Annotated in this window: 19 protein-coding genes; 8 read left to right on the top strand and 11 right to left on the bottom strand. The window is 66.0% G+C overall.

Annotated features, from left to right (window positions below; all coding sequences use genetic code 11):
* Positions 1–159: 159 nt before the first annotated feature.
* The 3 genes from HTS88_RS14810 to groL all read left to right on the top strand — a co-directional run bounded on the left by HTS88_RS14810 (position 160) and on the right by groL (position 3,559).
* Positions 160–366, top strand: a complete 207-nt coding sequence (locus HTS88_RS14810; RefSeq protein WP_139028133.1) for a cold-shock protein — start codon at positions 160–162, stop codon at positions 364–366.
* Complete coding sequence (locus HTS88_RS14805; protein ID WP_174179638.1) at positions 363–1,637, top strand: ABC transporter substrate-binding protein; 1,275 nt, start codon at positions 363–365, stop codon at positions 1,635–1,637. Before HTS88_RS14810 ends, HTS88_RS14805 begins: the two co-directional genes overlap by 4 nt.
* 287 nt (positions 1,638–1,924) lie before the next feature.
* A complete protein-coding gene (gene groL / locus HTS88_RS14800) occupies positions 1,925–3,559 on the top strand; it encodes a chaperonin GroEL (protein WP_066273856.1) in 1,635 nt (544 codons plus the stop codon).
* Between the two features lie 84 nt (positions 3,560–3,643).
* Here the strand turns inward: groL and HTS88_RS14795 are convergent, their stop codons facing one another.
* Entirely contained in the window at positions 3,644–4,951 is a 1,308-nt protein-coding gene (locus tag HTS88_RS14795; RefSeq protein ID WP_174179637.1) for an ABC transporter substrate-binding protein, read from the bottom strand.
* A 204-nt stretch (positions 4,952–5,155) separates the two neighbouring features.
* On the opposite strand from HTS88_RS14795, the gene HTS88_RS14790 reads away from it, so the two are divergent.
* A complete protein-coding gene (locus HTS88_RS14790) occupies positions 5,156–6,118 on the top strand; it encodes a ribonuclease HI family protein (protein ID WP_174179636.1) in 963 nt (320 codons plus the stop codon).
* 5 nt (positions 6,119–6,123) lie between these two features.
* Here the strand turns inward: HTS88_RS14790 and HTS88_RS14785 are convergent, their stop codons facing one another.
* The 4 genes from HTS88_RS14785 to HTS88_RS14770 form a co-directional block, all read right to left on the bottom strand.
* Positions 6,124–6,411, bottom strand: coding sequence for a WXG100 family type VII secretion target (locus HTS88_RS14785; RefSeq protein WP_174179635.1), 288 nt, complete (start codon positions 6,409–6,411; stop codon positions 6,124–6,126).
* A 106-nt stretch (positions 6,412–6,517) separates the two neighbouring features.
* On the bottom strand, positions 6,518–8,026 hold the full coding sequence (locus tag HTS88_RS14780) for a sensor histidine kinase (protein WP_174179633.1): 1,509 nt from the start codon (positions 8,024–8,026) through the stop codon (positions 6,518–6,520).
* Between the two features lie 2 nt (positions 8,027–8,028).
* The gene (locus HTS88_RS14775) at positions 8,029–8,739 is read right to left on the bottom strand and encodes a response regulator transcription factor (protein WP_104186151.1); all 711 of its coding nucleotides are present in this window, start codon (positions 8,737–8,739) and stop codon (positions 8,029–8,031) included.
* A 72-nt stretch (positions 8,740–8,811) separates the two neighbouring features.
* Positions 8,812–9,312 (bottom strand): DUF427 domain-containing protein, encoded by a 501-nt coding sequence (locus HTS88_RS14770; RefSeq protein ID WP_174179631.1) that lies wholly within the window; start codon positions 9,310–9,312, stop codon positions 8,812–8,814.
* 208 nt (positions 9,313–9,520) lie between these two features.
* On the opposite strand from HTS88_RS14770, the gene HTS88_RS14765 reads away from it, so the two are divergent.
* Positions 9,521–9,778 (top strand): hypothetical protein, encoded by a 258-nt coding sequence (locus HTS88_RS14765; protein ID WP_066273863.1) that lies wholly within the window; start codon positions 9,521–9,523, stop codon positions 9,776–9,778.
* Between the two features lie 5 nt (positions 9,779–9,783).
* A complete protein-coding gene (locus tag HTS88_RS14760) occupies positions 9,784–10,653 on the top strand; it encodes an FHA domain-containing protein (protein WP_174179629.1) in 870 nt (289 codons plus the stop codon).
* Between the two features lie 12 nt (positions 10,654–10,665).
* On the opposite strand, the gene HTS88_RS14755 is transcribed toward HTS88_RS14760, so the two are convergent.
* The 5 genes from HTS88_RS14755 to HTS88_RS14735 all read right to left on the bottom strand — a co-directional run bounded on the left by HTS88_RS14755 (position 10,666) and on the right by HTS88_RS14735 (position 17,716).
* Positions 10,666–12,684: a multicopper oxidase domain-containing protein gene (locus tag HTS88_RS14755; RefSeq protein ID WP_174179627.1), complete on the bottom strand. Its 2,019-nt coding sequence runs from the start codon at positions 12,682–12,684 to the stop codon at positions 10,666–10,668.
* A gap of 8 nt (positions 12,685–12,692) precedes the next feature.
* Entirely contained in the window at positions 12,693–13,154 is a 462-nt protein-coding gene (locus tag HTS88_RS14750) for a hypothetical protein (RefSeq protein ID WP_174179625.1), read from the bottom strand.
* Between the two features lie 170 nt (positions 13,155–13,324).
* Positions 13,325–14,971, bottom strand: a complete 1,647-nt coding sequence (locus HTS88_RS14745; protein WP_174179623.1) for a DNA repair helicase XPB — start codon at positions 14,969–14,971, stop codon at positions 13,325–13,327.
* Entirely contained in the window at positions 14,968–17,472 is a 2,505-nt protein-coding gene (locus HTS88_RS14740) for a helicase-associated domain-containing protein (protein ID WP_174179622.1), read from the bottom strand. The genes HTS88_RS14745 and HTS88_RS14740 overlap by 4 nt, the downstream gene beginning before the upstream one ends.
* A gap of 10 nt (positions 17,473–17,482) precedes the next feature.
* Positions 17,483–17,716, bottom strand: a complete 234-nt coding sequence (locus HTS88_RS14735; RefSeq protein ID WP_174179620.1) for a hypothetical protein — start codon at positions 17,714–17,716, stop codon at positions 17,483–17,485.
* A gap of 225 nt (positions 17,717–17,941) precedes the next feature.
* On the opposite strand from HTS88_RS14735, the gene HTS88_RS14730 reads away from it, so the two are divergent.
* Both HTS88_RS14730 and HTS88_RS14725 read left to right on the top strand, forming a co-directional pair.
* Positions 17,942–18,325, top strand: a complete 384-nt coding sequence (locus HTS88_RS14730; RefSeq protein WP_066273868.1) for a cold-shock protein — start codon at positions 17,942–17,944, stop codon at positions 18,323–18,325.
* Positions 18,326–18,331: 6 nt separating this feature from the next.
* A complete protein-coding gene (locus tag HTS88_RS14725; RefSeq protein WP_246256346.1) occupies positions 18,332–18,991 on the top strand; it encodes a DUF3027 domain-containing protein in 660 nt (219 codons plus the stop codon).
* Between the two features lie 154 nt (positions 18,992–19,145).
* On the opposite strand, the gene serC is transcribed toward HTS88_RS14725, so the two are convergent.
* On the bottom strand, positions 19,146–20,276 hold the full coding sequence (gene serC / locus HTS88_RS14720) for a phosphoserine transaminase (RefSeq protein ID WP_174179618.1): 1,131 nt from the start codon (positions 20,274–20,276) through the stop codon (positions 19,146–19,148).
* Between the last annotated feature and the right edge of the window lie 269 nt (positions 20,277–20,545).

The following is a 20,545-nucleotide window of genomic DNA, read 5'->3' as shown; positions in this document are numbered from 1 at the left end:
TCCGCACAGGTGAAGGCCGGGGTCACGCCTGAATAACGTTTGCGGCCGGCCATGCTGTGCCCCGGCGCTGCCGGCGAGCATTGGCTAGAGTGAATTCCGGGCTTCGAGCCACGGCGGCACCGGCGCAGCATCCCGGACCTAACGGAAAGAGTGGTCATCATGGCACGAGGAACCGTCAAATGGTTCAACGCGGAAAAAGGCTACGGCTTCATCACCGTTGACGGCTCCGGGGACGACGTTTTTGTCCACTGGTCCGCCATCCAGGGCGAGGGCTACCGCGCACTGGACGAGGGCCAGCGCGTGGAACTCGAAGTTGGCGAAGGCGAGAAAGGCCCGCAGGCCGAAAGCGTCCGGCCGGCCGAGTGAAGCACCCGTTTTCCTCCGCTGCACCCATCCGTCCGTTGTTCGCCGCAGCCCTCTGCGGCACTCTCGCCCTCACCGGCTGTTCCGGGGTGACCGGAAACGCGCGCACGGAACCGGCGGAGGCCTCAGGTGACGGCACGCTGCGGGTCGGCCTCATCCTGGACAACACCGGTGCCAACAGCTTCCTGAACGGTCCCCAACTTGCTGCCGCCAAGCTTGCCGTCAAGGAAATCAACGCTGCCGGCGGGCACAAGGGCCGGCCGGTGGAACTTCTCCCCGTTGAAACAGGCCAGGACACAGCGTCCCAGGCGCAGTCCCTGGTCCAGGCCACAGCCGATGTGGTCATTGGCCCCACCGACTCCAGCCACGCCTCCGCAGCCGTCGACATCCTCTCCAGGGCGCGGACGCCACTGATTTCGCCTGCCAACACCGCGGCCGGGCTCAGCAGCATAGCCAGCGGCGGATACTACTTCCGGACGGCCGCCGCCGATGTCGCGCAGGGACCCGTGCTTGCCAAGCTCGCCAAGGACGCCGGCGCCGCAACCATCTCCGTGGTGTACCAGGAAGGCTCCTACGGCAGCGATGTCTCCGCGGCCGTCTCCGCGTCCGCTGAACAGGCGGGCCTGGACGTGTTGTCAGCGGTGGGCTTCACACCGGGTGACGCGGGATCTGCGGCTGCCTCAATCCGCGAGGCGCAACCCGACGCCGTGATCCTGGTGGCCCGTGACGGCGCGCAGGGCGCCCTCGCTGAGCTCAACAACGCCGCCCTCGCAGGCTCAAGGCTTATCCTGAGCGACGGCGCCTTCAGCCGGTATGGCTCCCGGCTGGGAACCAGGGCCCTGGACGGTGCACGTGCGGTTGTCCCGGGGCAGCTTCCCTCGGCAGGGTTCCAGGAACGGCTGCTGGGCATCGATCCGGCCCTGAAGGACGTGTCCTTCGCAGCGGAGACGTACGACGCCGTGACCCTTGCCGCGCTCGCAGCGGCCAAGGCCGAGGACGACTCCGGGCGTTCAATCGCCGCGAGCCTGGTCTCGGTATCCGGCGGGACCGCTGGCGGAACAGGCCCGGCTGGAACGGCACCATGCGCCAGCTATAAAGAATGCCTGGCAGGCAAGGCGTCCGGTGCGGACATCAATTACGACGGCGAATCGGGCCCACTTGCCTTCGATGCCAACGGTGACATCACCTCGGCCGCCTACACGGTGTTCACATACGGCGCCGACAACAATCCCGCGGCCACCGGCGTTGAAACGGCAGGCCGCGCCGCCGGCTGATCGCCCTCGGCGAAGACGCGCCCGCCAGGGCGCTTTCCGCTTGTTATTCGCTTGCACTCTCACGTGGGGAGTGCTAATTATTGAGTTAGCACTCTGACGTACCGACTGCTAAGCAAAGCGTGGCTTCGGCCGGCGGCGCCGGCAGCGGTCGAGGAGCGAAGAAACACCTAACTGGAGTGAGACCCACACCCGAAGGCATACAGAGGCCGCCGGAAACGGGTCGTCCGTCGCGGGCACTGCAGCGAAGGTTCATTCTTAACGACTGTCCCGAAAGGACTACTGCCGTTATGGCCAAGATCATTGCATTTGATGAAGAGGCACGCCGCGGCCTTGAGCGGGGCCTGAACATCCTCGCCGACGCCGTTAAGGTCACCCTCGGCCCGCGTGGACGCAACGTCGTCCTCGAGAAGAAGTGGGGCGCCCCCACGATCACCAACGATGGTGTTTCCATCGCCAAGGAGATCGAGCTGGACGATCCTTACGAGAAGATCGGCGCCGAGCTGGTCAAGGAAGTTGCCAAGAAGACGGACGACGTCGCCGGCGACGGCACCACCACCGCCACTGTCCTGGCGCAGGCACTGGTAAAGGAAGGCCTGCGCAACGTTGCTGCCGGCGCCGACCCGCTGTCCCTCAAGCGCGGCATCGAGAAGGCCGTTGAGGCCGTCACCGCCGAACTGCTGAACTCCGCCAAGGAGATCGAAACCAAGGAAGAGATCGCCGCCACGGCGTCCATCTCCGCCGGTGACGAGGAAATCGGTGCACTCATCGCCGAAGCCCTGGACAAGGTGGGCAAGGAAGGCGTCATCACGGTCGAGGAGTCCAACACCTTCGGCCTGGAGCTTGAGCTCACCGAAGGCATGCGCTTCGACAAGGGCTACATCTCGGCTTACTTCGTTACCGACGCTGAGCGCCAGGAAACGGTCCTCGAGGATCCGTACATCCTGATCGTCAACTCCAAGATCTCCAACGTCAAGGAACTGGTTGCTGTCCTGGAAAAGGTCATGCAGTCCAACAAGCCGCTGCTGATCATCGCTGAGGACATCGAGGGCGAGGCCCTGGCCACCCTGATTGTCAACAAGATCCGCGGCACCTTCAAGTCCGTCGCCGTCAAGGCTCCGGGCTTCGGCGACCGCCGCAAGGCACAGCTTGCCGACATCGCCGTCCTCACCGGCGGCCAGGTCATCTCCGAGGAAGTCGGCCTGAAGCTGGAAAACGCCGGCCTGGAACTCCTGGGCCAGGCACGCAAGGTTGTTGTCACCAAGGACGAGACCACCATCGTCGAGGGTGCCGGCGACGCCGACCAGATCGCCGGCCGCGTTTCCCAGATCCGCGCCGAGATCGAAAACTCCGACTCGGACTACGACCGCGAGAAGCTGCAGGAGCGCCTGGCCAAGCTGGCCGGCGGCGTTGCAGTCATCAAGGCCGGTGCCGCAACGGAAGTTGAGCTCAAGGAGCGCAAGCACCGCATCGAAGACGCCGTGCGCAACGCCAAGGCTGCCGTTGAGGAAGGCATCGTCGCCGGTGGCGGCGTGGCCCTCATCCAGGCCGGCGCCAAGGCATTCGCCAACCTGCAGCTGTCCGGCGACGAAGCAACCGGCGCCAACATCGTCCGCGTGGCCATCGACGCTCCGCTCAAGCAGATCGCCTTCAACGCCGGCCTGGAGCCGGGCGTTGTGGTGGACAAGGTCCGCGGCCTGCCCGCCGGCCACGGCCTGAACGCAGCCACCGGCGAGTATGTCGACCTGCTGGCCGCCGGCGTCAACGACCCCGTCAAGGTCACCCGCTCTGCCCTGCAGAACGCGGCTTCCATCGCTGGCCTCTTCCTCACCACCGAGGCAGTTGTTGCCGACAAGCCGGAGAAGAACGCTGCTCCTGCCGGTGGCGACGACATGGGTGGCATGGGCGGTATGGGCGGCTTCTAGCCACTCCTGCCGGGACCAGTCCCGCTAGACACGAATGTGGCCCCCTCTTCGGAGGGGGCCACATTCGTGTCTTACCGCAGGGTGTTACTTGGCGCTGGCCAGCATTCCCTCAACTTCCTTCTTGAATGCGTCAGCGGCCGCCTGGGGCGTGAGGCGGTCGTAGAGCACCTCATCGGTGTAGCGCTTGATGACGTTCTGCACGCTGCCCGCGCCTACCGGCGGAACAGGCGGCGCATCCTTGATGTCGGGTGCGATGTCCTTCAGGAAGCCCACCACCGTGGTGTCGGCAGGCTTCAGGGACGGCGTGATGCTCTCAACGATGTCCGTGTTGGTGGGAACGCCGCGGTCCGTCATCAGGATGGCCCCGGCCTCCGGGCTGTTGGCCAGGTAGTTGATGAAGGTGGACGCGGCTTCCGGGTGCTTGGAGCGTGAGGAGGCGGACCAGAACATGGTGGGCTTGTAGTACATCCCGTTCTCAGCCGCTGAACCGTCGACGCTGGGTGCACGGAGCATCTTGATGCTGCTCCCGGTGGTGGACTCCAGGGACCCGAGCTGGTTGGTCCACCACCATGCCATGCCCACCCTGTTGGTTCCGAAGAGGCTCTCCTCGAGTCCGGCGCCGGAGTCCTCTGTGGCCACCGTGGCCGGCGGGCTTGCCTTGGAGTCGCGCTGCTCCTTAAGCCGTTCCCAGAAGGACGCGGCCGTGGCGGTGTCGAAATCGAGCTTGCCGTCCTGGGAGTACAGGTTCTCCCCGTGCTGGCGCAGCCAGATGATCAGGTCGGCTTCATTGCTTCCGTAGGCTGCGCCGTAGTTCTTGCCGTCTCCGGCGGCGCTGATCTTCGAGGCTGTTGCCATGAATTCCTCCCACGTCCACGTGGTGTCATCCGGGATGGGAACATTGGCTGCTTCGAAGACTTTGGTATTCGCCATGATGACATAGGCGTTCTGGCCGGTGCTGAGTCCGTACTGGGCGCCGTCGTACTGTCCCGAAGCCAGGGCTTCCTCATCCAGCTTGGACGTGTCGATACCGCTTTGCTTGGACAGGTCAAGGAGTGCCCCGCGCCCGCCGTATTCCGCGATGTACTTCTGGTCCATCTGGATGACGTCCGGCGCATCGTTGGCGGCTGTCTTGGTTGCCAGCTTGTCCCAATAGCTGCCCCACTCGCCTGGTTCGGATTCAATCTTGATGTTCGGGTGTTCCGCCTCGAAGGCGTCGATAACCTTCTCAGTCTGGGCGTTGAGGTACTCGTTGCCCCACCAGGCAAACCGGAGGGTTACTTGCTCGTTGCTCTCAGAGCCTGAAGAGGTGCCGCAGCCTGTGGCGAGGAGGGAGAGTGCAACGGCTGCGGCGCCGAGCTGGAACTTCCTCCGGCTGAGGGTTGGGATCGTCATTGATGTGCCTTCCTGGTGCTGAGGGCGCTTTCCGTTGGCTGCCGCGGCACAGTGCCGGGCTCCGGTGAGAAAACGCTTTCTCGGTTCAATACAGCGATTGTGCCTGCCCGGCTCTCTCCGCGTCAAGTACTTTCGGTAACCGCTTTCCAAGCAATGGCCGCGGGCGGACTCCGGTTTGTCGTGCCCGTCTGGCAGGATGGACCGGTGACGATTACTGCAGCGGCTGACGGTTCGGCCTTGGGAAACCCGGGTCCGGCCGGCTGGGCCTGGTACGTGAATGACGACTGCTGGCGTGCCGGCGGTTGGCCCCATGGGACCAACAACCAGGGCGAGCTGATGGCGGTCCTGGATCTGTTCCGGGCCACAGCCCACCTTCCTCAGGAGGACCTCCGCATCCTCTGCGACAGCCAGTACGTCATTAATTCCATCACCAAGTGGATGCCGGGGTGGAAGCGCAAAGGCTGGCGTAAAGCAGACGGGAAGCCGGTCCTCAATGTGGACCTGCTCAAGGAACTGGACCGTGAGCTTGCCGGCCGGAAATACACCTTCGAATGGGTGAAGGGGCATGCAGGGCATGACCTGAACGAAGCCGCGGACGAACGTGCGCGGGCGGCCGCAACGGCCTACCAGCAGGGCGTGGCTGCCCGCTCCGGGCCAGGCTTTCCGGGTGCCCACCACGCCCACCCTGCGCCGGTGAAACAGGAAGCCAGGGACGCGCCCGCGGAGCCAGGAAAACCGGCAGGGGCCTACGAGGAGCCGGATCTGTTCAGCCAGCTGGACAACCGTGGTTTTGATGCGCCCGGGACTGCCGCAAGGGCGGCTGAAGCACCGGCTGAGGCCGTGGTGGAGGAACTTGAGCGGGAACTGCTGGGCCCGCTGGTGCGCGGGGACATCGGCCGGACTGCCGTCCTGCTCCACCCTGATTTCGTGGAGATCGGCAGCTCGGGCAGGATGTGGACCCGGGACGCCATGATGATGGCGCTCGAGGAGGACCCGGGCGAACGGACGGACATCGAGATTCTGGGCGCCGAACGTGTCGGCGCTGAGGCGGTCCTCCTTACCTACCGCAGTTATGCCCGCTCCGGCACCACCCTCAGAAGCTCGCTGTGGGTACTGGATGGCGGCCGGTGGCGGCTTCGGTTCCACCAGGGCACGCCCGAAGCCTAGGCGCCTCAGCTGAACCGCTGGGTATTGCCCTGCTCCGCCTGCGCGTAAGTGGCTGCTGCTGAGGCAAGTGCGGTGTTGATGGATGCCAGTGATGCCTCCACTCTTCCCTGAGTCATGGTCCATTCCGTAATCAGCGCCTGGAAGTTCGCGGCGGCAGAGCCCCGCCAGGAGCCCTGGAGTTCGTCCAGTCCGCGTTTCATGGCCTGCACGTCGGCGCTGATTCGGTCCATGGTGGCCTGGACGGTGGCGGACTTCAGCTGGAGGAGTTCGGTATCGACGGAGATAATGCTCATGGTGGTGCCTTTCGCTGTACAGCAGCTTGCGCCTGCGGGCCCGGCCGGTCCGGCCCCTTGCCCTCGAGCGTAGAAAACTCCACGGCCACGCTGCCACCGCCAGTGGCTATATGTGCATAACCTCGCCGCCGCTGCCTTGGCTCTTTTCAGCACGGTTCTCTTCCCCGCGCATTCCCGCATCCGGAACGTCATCACGCCGCGGAAGGCTGACCACGAGCGTGGCGCCGCCGCCGTCGGTCTTTTCAACCCGGACGCTGCCGCCGTGGGAGCCCACGATCGCGGCAACAATGGCGAGTCCCAGCCCGCTGCCTCCCGTTTCCCGCGTCCGGGAGGTGTCCGCCCGGTAGAACCGCTCGAAAACCTTGGACGCGTCTTCGTCCGAGATGCCCGGCCCGTGGTCCCGAACTTCTATTACGGAGAGCAGCTGCCCGTCTTCCGCCGTGCGGACCCCCACCGCCAGCTCGATGGGGGTGCCCTCCGGGGTGTAACGCAGGGCGTTGCCCACGAGGTTGCCCACGACCTGGCGGAGCTTGGCTTCGTCGCCCAGCGCCGGTGCAGGCGTGGCCGGGCCGCCGTCGAGGCCGGTCAGCGAAATCACGCGGGACCGGTCGCTGGCTTGGGTGTCCACCACGGCATCATTCGCAATGAGCTGGAGGTCCACGGGCTTTTGCTGCAGCGGCCGCTGCTCGTCAAGGCGGGCCAGCAGCAGCAGGTCCTCCACCATAGAACCCATGCGCTTGGCTTCGCTTTCGATCCTTCCCATGGCTGTGGACACGTCTTCCTTCGTGGCCAGCGCGCCATGCCGGTACAGCTCGGAGAACCCCCGGATGGTCACAAGCGGGGTCCGCAGCTCATGGGAGGCGTCGGCCGCGAACCGGCGCATCCTCGCCTCCGAGGCGGTGCGGGCCGCGAAGGCTGTTTCGATATGGGCGAGCATGGCGTTCAGCGACCTGCTCAACCGCCCGAGCTCGGTGCCGGGGTTTTCGACCTCCACGCGGCGGGAGAGATCGCCGGCAGCGATTGCGGCCGCGGTCTTTTCCACCCGGGCCAGCGGCCGGAAGGACCGGGAGACCGTCCAGCTTGCAATGAGGGACGCGAGCAGCAGGGTCAGCAGCCCTACCCCCGTCACCACCAGGGTGGCGTGCTTGAGGACATCGTCGACGCTCCGCAGGGGCAGCCCTATGGCCACGACAGCTGTGGTCTGGCCGTTCTGCACGGGCACAGCGACCACCCGCCAGTTTTCGCCGTCCGTGCCGCGCACCTGGTAGGGGACTGTCCCGCGCGCCTGGGCCTGCTCCACGGTGATGGAGCTGATGTCCGGGCGGTTATCCGGATCGCCGCCGAACGGGTAGGGCTCCTCGCCGGGGGCGAAGAGAATCAATGAATAGTCCGTGGGGACCATCGGGTTCGTGGGAGCCTGCAGCGGAGTGAAGGAGCGCTGTTTCCGGGCCAGGTCCACAGCTGCATACAGTTTGCCGTCCACCTGCCCCTGGAGGTAACTGTGCAGCAGCGCCAGCGTTCCGGCCCCGGTCACTGTCAGGGCAACTATCAGCAGCGCCATGATCATGGCCACCAGCTGCGTCCTCAGGGACGCGGACTTCCATCGCTGCAGCAAGGTCAGCGCTTTTCTGCCGTCCGGAGCACGTAGCCCACGCCGCGTTTGGTCTGGATCAGTGCGGGGGCGTCGGGGTCGATGTCCACCTTCCGGCGGAGGTAGGAAATGTACGACTCCACGATGGAGGCGTCACCGTTGAAGTTGTATTCCCAGACGTGGTCCAGGATCTGCGATTTGGAGAGCACCCGGTTGGGGTTGAGCATGAGGTAGCGGAGCAGCTTGAACTCGGTGGGGGAGAGCTCAATCACGGTGCCGCCGCGGCGTACTTCGTGCGCGTCGTCGTCGAGCTCCAGGTCGTCCACACGGATCACGGCATCGTCATCCATCATCGGTTGCGTGCGGCGCAGGACGGCGCGGATCCGGGCCACCACCTCGTCGAGGCTGAACGGTTTGGTGACGTAATCGTCTCCGCCGACAGTGAGCCCGGTGACCTTGTCCTCCGTGTCGTCCTTGGCGGTGAGGAAGAGGACCGGGAAATGCTTCCCGGCGGCGCGGAGGCGGCGGGTGACAGTGAAGCCGTCCATGTCAGGGAGCATGACGTCCAGCACGGCCAGGTCCGGGGCGTGGGCATCCGCGGCCGCAAGGGCGTCACGTCCGTTGGCGGCCGAGACGACGTCGAATCCGGCAAACCGCAGCGAGGTGGACAGCAGCTCGCGGATGTTGGGTTCGTCGTCGACAACGAGGAGCTTCGCTTCTGGACCGTTCTTGTTCATGCTCCCATCATGCTCCCAGACTCTGGGAGTTGTCTGGATATTCGTTGGAAGCCAGGTGGGGAAAACGGGAGCTTACCAACCCATGGTCCCGGGTTCGCCCTTGAACGGCCCAGCCACGCGGCCAGTGATCCAGCCGCCGTAGAATCCTCCCGCCTGCGGACGGACACGCTCGCCCTCCACTTCGCAGTAGTCCATCCGGCCGGGGTACACGGCAACGCGGTCAACCAGGGCCTCGTACCCCTTGGCCGGCTCCGGGTAGAACCACGCTGCTGCTTCAGCCACCAACCCGCCGCCGTGGACAGTGAGGTACTGCGCTGCGCCTTTGAACTCACAGAAGCTGCTTCCGGGGGCCGGTTCCAGCGCCCCCGGCCGGAACGCCGACCGGGGCAGGTAGTAGACCGGCGGGTGGCTGGTCTCGAGCACCCTGATCGAGTCAGCGGTATCCAGGATCAGTTCGCCGCCCAGGACGATCCGGATCCTTTCGGTGCCCGGCTCCACGCGTGGCGGCCGGGGGTAGTCCCAGACGGATTCCTGTCCGGGACGGGGGATGGCGGGAGTAACTTTTCGGCGCATGCCTCCAGTGTGCAGGACGGGAACCCAAACCGGAGCGAGAACGTTCCGGGATTCACGCCTTCCGCCGGGTGCAGCACGGGAATACAGTGATGGTGCCGGGCTTGGGCACGTCCCGAATCCGGCACCGCGGGGCCCTCGCGGCACCTGCGGACCCGCGCTTGGCTGTTCCACACTATGATTTCCGGCCCAATGAAGGGGATAGACCATCATGACTGACCTGAGTGCATCCGAAAACACCGCATCCAACGAACGCAGCATCCGGGACTGGGCGGACCTGGCGGAGGAAATGTGGTCATACCTCACAGGCAAGGGTGCCGCGATCAACTACCAGTTCGTTGACATGACCATCGAAGTGCCGCGCGACATCGGCCCCGACGCTCCCCGGGCCACCTGGAAGCTGAACGGCAGCCTGCGCGTCACCACCAGCGACAAGGACGCCGCCGGCTCCGACCTGAACCGTGGCTGACGGATATGGCTGACTACCGCCTGGACGTGGATCTGGACTTCTCGTACACAGATGAGTCCGGATCGGTTACGAGGGGGAGCGCCCGGTCCTCGGGCACGGACGTCACCGTGTCCATGGACAGCCTTTCACCCCTGGGAGGCGGCGGCATCCCGTCACTGGACGAAATCAGGCCACTGGCGGAGATGCTGGCCGGGAAGGGACTCAGTGTCACCCTCTCCGGCCCGGACGGAAGTATCGTCAGCCTGGGGGCGGTGAACAGCCCCGCCTCCCAGCGCCTGGTGACCCGATCGCCCCATATCAAACTGGGCAAGCTGGGAGCACTGGTGCCGATCGTCAGGCAAGGGCGGCGCAAGTCGGCAGCCGTCCCGCTGCTGCCTCCGTCCACCCCATTGCCCCTGCTCCCCACCGTCCGGCGGAAAATCAGCCGCCGGATCACCACCACGCACTACACCCGGGGCAGCGGCCGGCCGCGGCTGATCTTCGTCCAGGACGCCGCCACGTGGACCGGGCAGATCCCCCGGGAGGTGACGCTGGCCGGGGAGAAGACCACGATCGGAAGCGACCCGGGCTGCGACATCATCCTGGAGGGGCTAGAAGGGGTCCACGCCGAAATCAGGCATGACGAGCTGGACGAGTACGTCCTGGTCCCCCACGGGACGGTCAGCGGCAGCGTGGCGCAGGCCGGTCCTTCAGTGCTCCGCACCGGAGCCAGGATCCAGATGGGGCAGTGGTGCCTCGCCTTCTTTCGGGAAGAATTTGCCGACCACGGGCGCCCGTACGGCGGCCGCAGCGGTGGAGAACTGGCGTACGAGCGCCCGCAGTTTGATCCGCGGACCGGCACGATGGAAAGGGACAGTTCGCGCGGGGTGACCTGAGCAGGTCCGGCTTCACTCCGGCCGGTTCCCGGAGCTGCCACCGTGAACGAACGGGGACGAGTACCCGCGGTACTGCAGGTGCATCATCATGCCTTGGGCAGCGTGGTCAAGGTTATGGCAATGGTCCATCCAGATTCCCGGGTTGTCCGCTCTGAGCAACACCTCCCAGACATCACCGGGAAGGACATCAAAGGTGTCCAGCCACAGGGGTGACGCCGCAGGTGCTTGGCCGTTCCGTGAAAGGACCAGCACGTGGTGGCCGTGGGGATGCATCGGGTGGGGCTCGGAGGTGCGGTTTGCCACTGTCACCTTCACTGCCTCGCCCTCGATCACCACCAGCGGTTTGATATTGGGATACGCAGCTCCGTTGACCGTGTAGGCGTAGCGTGGCGCACCGTCCACAAAACGCAGTTGCCGATCCAAAACCATGACTTCAGTCCTGGACCAGGCTGGTGTGCCAGCCGGGCCAGCATCCCCGGGGCCCGCTCCGGCAGAGATGTCCAGTTCCCTTCCACCCCGGAAGTCAGCTGTCGCCGGCGGCTCGACGCCTGAACCCGTCGGGTCAAGCACGACGGCGGCGCTGTCGCTGCCCTCAGTCCGCAGGGTCACCGGATGAGCGGGCATGGCGAAGGTGAGGTCCATCCTGCCGCCTGCACCCAGCCTGAGTACAGGTTCTGACGCCTGCCCCGCGGGAACCTCGATGGGAGTGGGCAGCTCCGTCCCGTCCACGGCCGCAACGGCGTAGTGCGAACCCAGCAACTGGTAGCGCTGAGGCAGTGAGTCTGTGTTGACCAGCCGCAACCTGACCGCGGTACCTGGGTAGACGTTATGGGACTGCGGCATGTCGGAGCCTCCGAGCAATGTCAGTGATGCAATTGAATGCCCGGCGACCACCAGGTCCGCAGGCGCCCTTGGCTCGCGTGGATCACGCACCACCAGAGTGCCGTAGAGCCCCTTCCGGACACCTTCGGAGGACGCCTGATGGGTGTGGTACCAGTACGTCCCGCTCTGGCCCGCGAGGAAGCGGTATGTCATTGAATGGCCTGGCCTGACGGCGTCCTGGGTGGCGCCGGCTACGCCGTCCATTGCGTTTGGGACGTCGTACCCGTGCCAGTGCAGCGTCACGCCGGCTGAGACATCCCGGTTGATAAGGACCACTTCAAGGAGGTCACCGAGTTCTGCCTCCAGGGCCGGGCCTGGAAGCGAACCGAAGGTCCACGCGTCAACGGTCTTGCCGCCCGGCGAGGTGACACGTTCCTGCCGCGCGGTCAGCTCAAAGCGACGGACCATGGCTCCGGGGGCCGGATCTTCGATGAGTTCCGTGATGGGACGGATCCCGCCCTCTTCGCCAGATTCCGCCGTCACCGGGGTCCCGTGATGACCGACGGCGGCAATCGCAGCTCCCTCCGCGCTTCGGCTGCCTAACCAGCCGATGCCGGCGCTGCCTGCCACCGCAGCCAGGATCAGCGCTCCCACCGCGGAAGCCGCCGTTGTACGCCGGGCACTGGTGCCGGCGGTGTTGCCGGCCAGAATCCAAAAGACCAGTGCACAGCAGACCGCCAGGGCAACGAAAAGGGCAGCGCCGGCCGGGTACGGATCAAAGCCGAGGATGAACGGAGCCAGCATCGAGAAGGACGCGCCTATGGCCGCCCATCCTACAAAAACGGCGGCCGGAACGCGGGGTGCTGGCAGCGCGGCGTCCGGTATCCGGGGCCGCAGGTGCGCCACGCCTGCAACACCGGCAACTGCCGCCGGGAGGACCAGCAACGGGAGTCCGACGGCGGCCCGCTCGCTGGCGAAAAGCCAGCCTGCTGCGGTGAGGGTTGCCACTGCCGCTACCTTCGCAGCTGTGAGGGTCAGTGCCGCGCCCAGCAGCAGCGGCGCGAGCAGCCTGGCTGACCGGCTCCGCTTGCCCATGACCCCGGAAGAGCGCCGGCCGGACTCGACCATCAACCAGGCAAGCGCGCACCAGGCTCCTGCTGCCAGGACCGAAAGGACGATGTCCAGACCGAGAAGCTGGGAAACGCCCACGGAAGAGGTCAGACTTGGGCGGTGCTGCCGGCCTTGGCGTCACTACGGGCAGGAGCCTTCGACTTCGCCAATTCCCGGCAGCGGAGGAAGAACCAGTAGGACATGAAGATCATGAGCATGCCCGTCACCGGATGGACAGCGGCGACCCAGGAGCCTTCGGGCGTGATGTGTTCCTCGGACGAGCCGGTGAGCATACCGCCGACAATGAAGATCAGCAGTTGGACCAGGGACATCAGGAAAATTCCCACGGCCAGCCAGACCATCCGCTTTCCGGCCCGGGCCACGGCTGCCAGGATGATCGCCAGCAGCGCCAGGCCCCGGAGCACAAACTGCCCGTTCAGGGAGTGGTACAGGGCGGCGTCATGGATTTCCTCGATGGAATTCTGGAAGACCATATACCCGGCAAAGAACAGCTGGAGTACACCGGATGCCAGCAGCAGTGCGGACACACCGTACAACACTTTGCGCATCATCGTTCCTATTCGCCTCAGCATCGTTGTGAGGGAGCCCGACGTGCTGAGCGGGGGCTTCGGCATCATGGTGGCAGGGGCGGATGAGGTCCGCAAGGGTGCAATGCCCCCTATTTCCACAGGGCAGCCCCCTCTTTCGCCCTGACAGGTGCCACCCGGGGAGGTACGGCCTAGTCAGCCGTCTCAACGTCCTTGGCGTCCATGATCCGGTACGCGTAGCCCTGCTCCGCCAGGAACCGCTGGCGCTTGGCGGCGAAGTCCTGGTCCAGGGTGTCCCGGGCCACGAGGGAGTAAAAGCGTGCCGAGCGGCCGTCCTTCTTGGGCCGCAGGAGCCTGCCCAGCCGCTGGGCTTCCTCCTGCCGGGAACCGAATGAGCCAGACACCTGGATCGCCACCGAGGCCTCGGGGAGGTCAATGGAAAAGTTGGCCACCTTGGAGACCACCAGCGTCTGGATCTCCCCGGAACGGAAGGCGTCAAACAGCTTCTGGCGCACCTTCACCGACGTCTCGCCCTTGATGACGGGCGCGTCGAGGCGCTCGCCGAGCTCATCCAGCTGGTCGATGTACTGGCCGATGACCAGCAGCTGTTCACCGGCGTGCCGGCTGACCAGCTGCTCCACCACCAGTGTCTTGGACTCCGAGGTGGCGCAGAGCCGGTACTTGTCAGCGTCCTCGGCCATGGCGTAGGCGACCCGTTCGTCCTTGGGCAGGTCCACGCGGACTTCCACGCAGTCAGCGGGCGCGATGTAGCCCTGGGACTCGATGTCCTTCCAGGGCGCGTCGTACCGTTTGGGCCCGATCAGGCTGAACACCTCGCCCTCGCGGCCGTCCTCCCGCACCAGTGTTGCCGTCAGTCCGAGGCGCCGCCGCGCCTGCAGGTCCGCCGTCATCCGGAAGATCGGCGCCGGCAGGAGATGCACCTCGTCGTAGATGATCAAACCCCAGTCGTGCCCGTCCACCAGCTCCAGGTGGGGGTAGAGGCCCCCGCGCTTCATGGTGAGGACCTGGTACGTGGCGATGGTCACCGGGCGGACTTCCTTGACCGCCCCGGAGTACTCGCCGATCTCGTCCTCGGTAAGGGACGTGCGCTTCAGCAGTTCGTCCTTCCACTGGCGCGCGGCCACGGTGTTGGTCACCAGGATCAGGGTGGTGGTGGACCCGGTTGCCATGGCGGCGGCCCCCACGAGCGTCTTCCCGGCGCCGCAGGGCAGCACCACCACGCCGCTGCCGCCGGACCAGAAGTTGTCGCTTGCCATCTGCTGGTAGGGCCTCAGCTTCCAGCCGTCCTCGTTGAGCGCGATCAGGTGCGGAGTGCCGTCCACGTAGCCCGCCAGGTCTTCCGCCGGCCACCCGATCTTCAGCAGCAGCTGTTTGAGCTGTCCCCGCTGGGAGGCGTGCACCACCACTGTTTCGCCGTCAATCCTTGGCCCGAGCAGGGGCTGGATTTTTTTGGCCCGGATTACTTCCTCCAGTACCGGGTAGTCGTCGGTCCGCATGACCAGCCCGTGCTGGGGATCCTTCTCCAGGCGCAGCCGGCCGTAGCGGGACATGGTTTCTTCGACGTCGATCAGCAGCGAATGCGGCACGGGGAAGCGCGAGTACTTCAGCAACGTATCCAGGACCTTCTCCGCATCCAGTCCCGCCGCGCGGGCGTTCCAGAGCCCCAGGGGCGTCAGCCGGTAACTGTGCATGTGCTCCGGTGCCCGTTCGAGCTCCGCGAAAGGTGCGATGGCATGGCGGGCTTCGGTTGCCAGCTCATGGTCCACTTCAAGCAAAATGGTCTTGTCGCTTTGGACGATCAACGGTCCGTCGTTCACGCCGGGAAGTCCTTCACTGGCGCAGTTTCCTCTGCAGCCTCAATGTCGATGATGCGGTGGATGGACAGCACGCGTTCGGTTTCCCTGGCGGGATCAAACACCCGGACGCGTCCGCCGCTTACAGAGAGCGGAACAACCGTTTCCAGGTTGGCATTCCCCAGGCCGTCCACCACGTTCATGCTGATCCGCTGCTTGAGCCTGATGGCGCGCTGCAGGGCTTCAAGCCCCAGCTGGGTCCCCGTTTCGCCGGCGTGGTCTCCGGAAACACCGCGGTGTCCGACGGCGGAGCCCCCCTGCCGCAGGACCGCCAGCTGGGCTTCCACCTCCTCCGTCCCGGGCGCCGTCCGCGGTGCGGTGTACACCGGGCGGTGGGTGTCCTGGGCGGCCTGGCTTCCGCGCAGCCGGACCACGGGCTCATCCGCGCCGTCCACGGAGGGGGAGAGGCCCAGGTTGCGGAGGACCTGTGCGGTTTCCCGCGGCGGCGCGGCGGACACCAGGACAGTTGGGGCGATCTTCTCCAGCTTCAGGTGGGCTGCCTTCGGCCCGGACAGAAGCTCCAGCAGGGCGTCCTCGTCGTCGCTGTGGACGAAGCTCGCCGCCGGTCCCACCCGCAGCCTTCCGTGCCGCAGGGCTGTGTCCTCCACGAGGTATTGGAGGGGCTGGGGCACAGCGGTGGCGGAGTGCTCGCGGAGGAACTCCAGGATGCCGGCAGCATCGTATCCCGTGTCCAGGGCCCGCTTGATGGAGCCTTCCGAGAAGCGGTAGATGGTGGCCGGCCCCTGGCCTTCGGCGTCTGCCATCACCAGTAGTTTTCCGGTCAGCCCGGGGTCGAGGTACCCCGGGGCGACGGCTGTGAGGTCTGCCTGGAGCAGGACATGGCTCAAAGCTGCCGGCAGGTGTTCGCCAAGGATGGCAATCGCGGCTTCGGGCTGGTCCTCCGCCAGGGCGCTGCCGAGTTGGCTGAGGGCTCCGGACCCCACGAGGCCCAGGAGTTCAGCTTCGGCGAGTACACCGCGGATCATCGAGCTGAAGCGGCGGGCCATCCGCGGCTGGGCCCATTCCGCACGCTGGAGGACGGCTTCGGCATCAAGCACCGGAGCGGTGCCGTCTGCGGAGCCGGCCTCCACGGTCAGTTCGTGCAGAATCTCGAGGATGCGTTTGCGGACCAGGGGAGCGTCTGGCCGTTGGGCTTCCGCTGACAAGGCGATGATGGTGCTGCCGGACGCTGAGCGGTGCGCCGCCGGCACGCCGCGCGTCCCGTTGATGGGCTGGCCCACCAAGGACGGCACGCGCTCGCTGGCCAGCCAGGCATTTACCAGCCAGAGCCATTGTTCCTGGCGCGGCAGGACCAGCCATTCAAGCTGGGGAGGCTGGACCCAGGACGAGGAATCAACGTCCAGGCGGATCAGGCCGGCCAGGGCAGCCAGTTCCAACAGAATTCCCGCTTGCTGCTGGTCGATCCGCAGCAACTCGGCCAGACGCCTCATCTCGCGCACCCCGACGCCACCGCTGCGGAGCGTGGCCAAGGGTTGCTCCCGTACCGCATGCAAGAGCTCGCCCATCAGCCGCAGCGTCTCCGATATTGCGCTGAGCGCAGCATTCCTGCGCAGGACAGCTGAGGTCCGGCCGAGCTCGGGGACAGGGGGCTCGAGGGTGAAATCGTTGATGATCGCGCCGCCGCGAAGTGAGAGCCCTACGCTGTGGGGCAGTTCCACGTGCGCGGCGTCCAGGGGCACCAGCAGTCCGCGAGCCAGCAGCCAGTCCACAGGCCCGACGTCGGACCCCTCCGTGGTGATGGAGGCCTTGCGTTGCGCCTGGGGGACCGCCCCCATGGCCCAGTTGCGGAACCTGGCGAGCAACGCCGTCGTCCGCTCCGGCGCCGTGGACAGGATGCTGTTGAGGGACTCAGGGGAGGAGGTCCAGTGCTGCAGCGCCAGCGCCGCCTCCATGGGAGTGGTGGCGTCATGGATGGCCACGCCGCTGCGGTGCAGCTCGGAGACAAGCTGCACCACGCGCTGCGCGAAGGCGGGCTGGAGCCGGACCAGTTCCGTGTAGCTCCTGCCCAGCCCGGCGGGATAGATCCCCACCACGTCCTTCAAGGAGCCCACCGGGAGGTAGTGGCGCTGTTTTGCCGCGGACTCGGGGGTGCCGTGGGGAGGTTCAGCACGGTGCACCAGCGCCAGTTCCTGCAGCGAATGCAGGATCCGTTCAACCGCGGCCCCCGACGATCCCGGAATCATTTTGCGGAGTCCGGCCGCGGAGGCGCTGTGCCCGGTATCCGTGTTGGTGCACAGGTGGAGTGTTTCGAGGACCTGCATCTGCGGCCTGTTGAGCCGTTCCAGAGCACGCTGCACGCTGAGCCTGGCACTGGCCCGCGCCGCGAGGGCGCCGAAGTCGGGGACGGGGGGTGAGATGAGGTCCGGCCGGGCGTCGAACAGCGCACGCAGTGAATCGTCGCTGCGTGCCTCCAGCTCCTTGCTCAACGCGCGAATGAGGGACATCAGTCCAACGTTACCGCCGGTCAGCCTTTCCTGCCCGGCGCCGCCCTGCAACGCTGTCCAGAACCAGGAAAAGCATCAGGAGGAACGCGACCGGCAGGCCGTACAGCGCCGAGTACGTGACCCAGGCGGGGGCCACTGACCCGGCGAAGGCCAAAGCCATCACGGTGCCTACTGCCACCAAAGAGAGCACGGCGACAGCTGCGGCGGTGATCATCAGGGCACGCCGGTAACGCGAGGGAGTCATAAACGTAACGCTACAGCTCCCGCAGCCCCGGGCGTGAACGCTGCCGCACGGAGCCCTGGAATGCCTCCGCAAGGCAGGTAAAAGCGGGAATAGGGCAGTGGGCAGGATAACCTTGGGGGATAGACCAACACGGCCTGCAGCCGCCATACCCTAAACCCGCACAGCAATGCGGATGCGGTGGCGGGCGGCCGTGTCAGAAGACGCAGAACGAAGAAGGTTGATTACGTGCCTACCGGCAAGGTCAAGTGGTATGACAAGGACAAGGGCTTTGGTTTCCTCGCGGGCGAGGACGGCCAGGAGGTATTCCTGCCCAAATCGTCGCTGCCCGAGGGCGTAACAGAGCTTAAGGCCGGCACCCGGGTTGAGTTCGGTGTGGCTGACGGCCGGAAGGGCGCGCAGGCCCTGGGCCTGCGTGTGCTGGACAAGACACCTTCCATCGCCAAGGCAAAGCGGCCCAGCGCCAAGGACCTCGCCCCCCTTGTCCAGGACCTGGTGACTGTCCTGGACAACCTGTCCGGGACGCTCTCGGCAGGCAAGTACCCGGAAGGCAACAAGGGCAAGGCCATCGCCGCTGCCCTGCGTAAGGTTGCCGACGAGCTGGACGTTTAGGCACTTATGAACCCGGAAGCTGAACAGCCGGTCCCAGCTGTGCCGGAACAGGACGGCACGACGGCGGGTGGCACGGCCGCTGCCGGCCCCGCCGCTGCGGTGGCCAAGGCGGCGTCCAAGCGCCGCGCGGGTGTCCCGGTATGGCGGACAGGGAAGCCTGATGCCTTCCTCGCTGCCGCAGTGGACACCGCGCGTGCCGCTGTGGAGGACATCACGCCTGCACCTACCATTGGCCGCCACCTGGCGGCTAAAAGCGAAGGCGACCGCCTGGTGACGCACCTGTTCGAATCCAGGCTGCCCGGCTACCTGGGCTGGCAGTGGTACGCGGTGCTGACCCGCAACTCCCGCTCGAAGGTTGTGACCGTCAGCGAGCTCGGCCTGCTGCCGTCGGAAGATTCGATCCTTGCCCCGGAATGGGTGCCGTGGGCTGAACGAGTCCGGCCCGAGGATGAGCAGGACCAGGAGCCGGAGCCGGAGCAGGACCAGGTCCTGGCAGCGGAACCGGAAGCTGGCGGGCAGGTGGCTGTGCCCGCAGAAGGCGAAGCGGATGACGCCGCCCGGGATGCCGTATCAGGGCCTGCCGTTTCAGAGCCCGCCGTCGAGGCCCCTGAGGTTGCCCCTGGTCCGTCCTCGGAGCCCGCAGAAGACGACGCCGCCACGCCTTAGGGTACGCCGCACCCCACGGCACACTTCCCCACGACATACACAAAGGCGCCGCCCGGAACTAACCCCGGGCGGCGCCGTCGTAATTAACGCTCTTTGCTTCTGGGTGCGCTGCTTTGGGCCACTGAGCCGCAGCGCGGACTGGTGCTGGAGCCCGCTACTTGCGCAGCTTGCCCACCACGAAGTCGATGCTGGCCAGCAGTGCGGAAACGTCGTCCGGTTCGATGGCCACGAAAGTGGCGATGCGCAGCTGGTTGCGGCCGAGCTTGCGGTAGGGCTCGGTGTCCACGACGCCGTTGGCCCGCAGCACCTTTGCCACCATGGCTGCGTCCACAGACTCGTCAAAATCGATGGTGGCAATGACGTTGGAGCGCTCATCCGGGTTGGTGACGAACGGGGTGGCGAACTCGGAAGATTCGGCCCAGCTGTAGATCCGGCCGGCGGAATCGGCAGTGCGTGCCGAGGCAAAGTCCAGGCCGCCGTTGGCGTTCAGCCACTGGACCTGCGCATCCAGGGTCACCAGGGTGGACAGCGACGGCGTGTTGTAGGTCTGGTTTAGCCGTGAGTTGTCGATTGCGGTCTGCAGGTCGAGGAAATCGGGGATCCAGCGGCCGGTGGCCTTGATGCGGGCCGCGCGGTCAAGCGCGGCGGGGGAGAACAGGCCAAGCCAGAGTCCACCGTCGGAGGCAAAGTTTTTCTGCGGGGCGAAGTAGTAGACGTCGCTCTCCGCCACGTCCACGTCCAGGCCGCCGGCTGCTGACGTCGCGTCAACCAGCACCAGTGCGCCCTCGTCCGCACCTGCCACGCGCTTCACGGGGGCGGAGACGCCCGTGGAGGTCTCGTTCTGGGGCCAGGCGTAGGTATCAACGCCCGCTTCGGCCTGGGCGGCCGGGCGGGTACCTGGTTCGGACTTGATGATGGAGGAGGCGTCCAGGAAGGGCGCCTTGTTGGTGGCGGCCGCGAATTTGGACCCGAACTCACCGAAGGAGAGGTGCTGGGCCTTCTTCTCCACCAGGCCGAAGCTGGCGATGTCCCAGAACGCAGTGGAACCGCCGACGCCAAGAACCACCTCATAGCCCTCGGGTGCCCGGAAGAACTGGCTGAGGCCCTCGCGCACCGACCCCACCAGGTTCTTCACCGGAGCCTGCCGGTGCGAGGTTCCCAGGATGGTTTTCGACGCAGCGGACAGCGCATCGATCTGCTCCTGCCGGACCTTTGACGGGCCGGCGCCGAACCGTCCGTCCTTGGGCAGGAGGTCGGCGGGAATAGTGATGCTGTTTTCGCTCACAGGTGCTCCAATTTCGGCGTGGACGCGGCTAGGGTCCGGACGGGTGGTTGCTTGGCGGACAGTCGGCTGTGACTGCAACTCCGGCCCTCCTCATTCTGCCTGAACCGGCGTTGGTGCGGGAACCGGCACCGTCATAGTCCAGACATTGAGACGGCCTGTTGTGACGGCCGCCAACTATTCGGACAAAGTCAAAATAGGCTAAGCTTTCCAACGGACTACGTCGCGCGGAAGGCGATACGGTGGGACAACGCAAGGTACTGCGCTCGAGG

Origin of the sequence: Pseudarthrobacter oxydans, from assembly GCF_013314975.1 — a bacterium.
GTDB classification, from domain to species: domain Bacteria; phylum Actinomycetota; class Actinomycetes; order Actinomycetales; family Micrococcaceae; genus Arthrobacter; species Arthrobacter oxydans.
The sequence above is the reverse complement of the archived record's forward strand: the minus strand, read 5'-3'. Positions and strand labels throughout refer to the sequence as shown.